This window comes from Mycobacterium sp., assembly GCF_050701675.1.
In the GTDB taxonomy this organism is placed as follows: domain Bacteria; phylum Actinomycetota; class Actinomycetes; order Mycobacteriales; family Mycobacteriaceae; genus Mycobacterium.
In genome coordinates, this window is record NZ_JBOGDD010000787.1 from 1 (window position 1) to 2793 (window position 2793).

A 2793-nucleotide genomic window follows, 5' to 3' on the forward strand; every position below is an offset into this window, starting at 1 on the left:
CTGTACACCCTTGCGAGAACCCCGTCGACCCGGTCCAACGGAAACGACAAGGCATAGAAGACGTGTCGCAGATTCACGATCAGTGTGGTGGCCGCGACTTGGGCCAGCGGCGTGGCCGCCACCGCGAGACCGACGAGCAGGAACTCCAGCGAACCCGCGTACACCACTGCGGTGAAGACCGTCGCCCACCACCACGCGAGCCCGGCGTGGACGACGACTAGGCCGAAGGCAAGACCGAGCGAGAAGAGTCCGAATCCGACGGGAGCCGCGATCGCAGGCACCGGACCGCGTCGCTCCACGACGAGTCATCGTAGGTCGCGGTTCAATGAATCGCGTGACGACTGAACCGACCGAGTTGCTCTTCTCCTACGGCACTCTGCGCCAGCGCGACGTACAGCTGGCCACCTTCGGACGCGAGCTCGACGGGCAGCTCGATGCGATCGTGGGCTACGACCTCGACTGGGTCACCATCACGGACCCGCACGTGATCGAGACGAGCGGCAGCGCGCGCCATTGGATCCTCAAGCCGGCACATGACGCCGATGCCGCCGTCGAGGGGACGGTGTTCGCGGTCAGCTCCGACGACTTGGCGGCCGCCGACGACTACGAAGTGGACGACTACCGCCGCGTTGCGGTGCCGCTGCGCTCGGGCCGGACCGCCTGGGTGTACGTCTTCGCGAGCTGAAGGGGCTTAGACGAGGCTGCCCGGCAGCTTGCACTGCAGGTTGTAGGGCGCATCCTGCTGCACGACCACCTGGCCATCGACGGTGATCTCGCAATGCGGGTTCGGTGCGGCCCGGCCCCCGTGCGTCGTGCTGCTCACGGTCAGGATCGCCCAGTTCGGGTCCGCGAGCGTGGTGTCGAACACCCACGGCGTGCCTGGCGCCAGACTCACCTGATCCTTCTTCAGGAACGAGTACGCGTCGGCGTCATACGCCGCCTTGCTCGGGGGTTGGTTCGTCACGTAGTAGAGATCGAAGTCCGCTGCGTCCGTCGCCGTGAGCGTGTATCGGACCTGGTGGGCGGCCGGATCAGCCGCTGCCGTGGCCTGGCCGGCGGCCACGCCCGCGGATGCCACCAGCGCCGCCACTCCGAATGCTGCCCCGATCCTGCCTGTCGCTGTTCGCATGAAGGTCACATCGGCCAACGCTACCGAACCGTTACGTCCCCCTCTGCGCCCTTCCCCCCTCGCCTCCCTTCCCCGGCGAGCTCCCTTCCCCCGCGAGCTCCCTTCCCCCGCGAGCGTGCGTGTCTGCTCATCGACACGCCGGGGCGCAATGGCAGCCCGCGCACGCTCACCGGTCGGTTCTAGAGTTCGAGGAGTACGGTCACCGGGCCGTCGTTGACGAGCTCGACCGCCATATCGGCACCGAACACCCCGTTCTCGACGTGGGCCCCGAGCTGGCGCAGCGCGTCCGCGAAGGCCTCCACCAGGGGTTCCGCCACCTCTCGCGGCGCGGCCGCATTCCACGACGGGCGCCTGCCCTTGAGGGTGTTGGCGTAGAGCGTGAACTGACTGACGGCCAGCACCGGGGCGCCGACGTCGGATGCCGAGCGCTCGCCGTCGAGGATCCTGAGCGTCCAGAGCTTCTCCGCCATCCGTCGGGCGACGCCTGCGTCGTCGGTGTGCGTGACGCCGACGAGCGCCACCAGGCCCTGTCCGTCGGGCCGGATCTCACCGACCACGGCGTCGTCGACCACCACTCGGGCAGACGTGACGCGCTGCACCAGTACTCGCACGTCCGCCGATGTTGCCATGTGCGCAGACCGCCGTGACGGGCTCTGGAAATGATGGCGCCCGCGAGGTTGCGTGAATGCTCACGAACATCGGCGTGTCGCGGAGCAGACACGCACGCTCGCGCCAAGGGGGCGGGGGTCGGTCAGGCCAGGCGGGATACGACGTCGGCCACGACGGCGTCGTGGGCCAGATCGACCTGCTCCCCGGTCGCCAGATCCTTCACGCCGACCGTTCCTGCGTCGACGTCGCGGTCTCCGGCGACGAGCGCGATCCTCGCGCCGGACCGGTCGGCCGCGCGCATGGCGCCCTTCAGCCCGCGGTCCCCGTAGGCGAGGTCCACCCGCACGCCCGCGGCGCGGAGTGCGCCCGCGAGCCGAACCAGTGCCGACTTCGCCGCGTCGCCGAGAGGGACGCAGTACACGTCGACCCGCGCCGTCTCCCCGACCGTCTTGCCCTCGGCCCTCAGCGCCAGCACCGTGCGGTCGACCCCGAGACCGAAGCCAATGCCAGACAGGTCCTGGCCACCCAACTGCTTCATCAGCCCGTCGTAACGGCCGCCACCACCGATGCCCGACTGTGCGCCAAGGCCGTCGTGCACGAACTCGAACGTCGTCTTGGTGTAGTAGTCCAGACCACGCACCATCCGCGGGTTGATGACGTACGGCACGCCAAGCGCATCCAGATTCGCCAGCACGGTGTCGAAGTGCTGCTTGGCGACGTCGGAGAGATGATCCAACATGAGCGGCGCATCAGCGGTCTGCTCACGCACCGATGGCCGCTTGTCGTCGAGTACGCGCAGGGGGTTGATCTCGGCGCGGCGGCGGGTGTCCTCGTCGAGGTCGAGACCGAAGAGGAACTCCTGCAACAACTCCCGGTACTGCGGCCGGCACGTGTCATCACCCAGTGAGGTGATCTCCAGCCGGAAACCGTCGAGCCCGAGTGAGCGGTACCCCGCGTCGGCGACGGCGATCACCTCGGCGTCCAAGGCGGGATCGTCCACTCCGATCGCCTCGACGCCGACCTGCTGCAGTTGGCGGTACCGCCCAGCCTGCGGA

The 2793-nt window shown here is 68.6% G+C and carries 5 protein-coding genes; 1 reads left to right on the plus strand and 4 read right to left on the minus strand.

Features of this window, described 5'->3' with window-relative positions; all coding sequences use genetic code 11:
* Window positions 1-299: AzlC family ABC transporter permease (locus ACRDUX_RS24120; protein ID WP_526417251.1), on the minus strand; the 299-nt coding region annotated here is incomplete at its 3' end.
* Window positions 300-334: 35 nt separating this feature from the next.
* On the opposite strand from ACRDUX_RS24120, the gene ACRDUX_RS24125 reads away from it, so the two are divergent.
* Window positions 335-685 carry a gamma-glutamylcyclotransferase family protein gene (locus tag ACRDUX_RS24125; RefSeq protein ID WP_526417252.1) on the plus strand — a complete coding sequence of 117 codons (351 nt, stop codon included), beginning with the start codon at window positions 335-337 and terminating at the stop codon, window positions 683-685.
* Between the two features lie 6 nt (window positions 686-691).
* On the opposite strand, the gene ACRDUX_RS24130 is transcribed toward ACRDUX_RS24125, so the two are convergent.
* The 3 genes from ACRDUX_RS24130 to hisS form a co-directional block, all read right to left on the minus strand.
* Window positions 692-1129 carry an Rv2576c family protein gene (locus ACRDUX_RS24130; RefSeq protein ID WP_526417254.1) on the minus strand — a complete coding sequence of 146 codons (438 nt, stop codon included), beginning with the start codon at window positions 1127-1129 and terminating at the stop codon, window positions 692-694.
* A 179-nt stretch (window positions 1130-1308) separates the two neighbouring features.
* Window positions 1309-1740: a D-aminoacyl-tRNA deacylase gene (gene dtd, locus ACRDUX_RS24135; RefSeq protein ID WP_526417258.1), complete on the minus strand. Its 432-nt coding sequence runs from the start codon at window positions 1738-1740 to the stop codon at window positions 1309-1311.
* 140 nt (window positions 1741-1880) lie between these two features.
* Window positions 1881-2793: histidine--tRNA ligase (gene hisS, locus ACRDUX_RS24140; protein WP_526417256.1), on the minus strand; the 913-nt coding region annotated here is incomplete at its 5' end.

What these genes read in the sequence shown, in the direction of transcription:
- ACRDUX_RS24130 (WP_526417254.1), bottom strand. Translation starts at nt 1,129, where the DNA reads ATGCGAACAGCGACAGGCAGGATCGGGGCAGCATTCGGAGTGGCGGCG.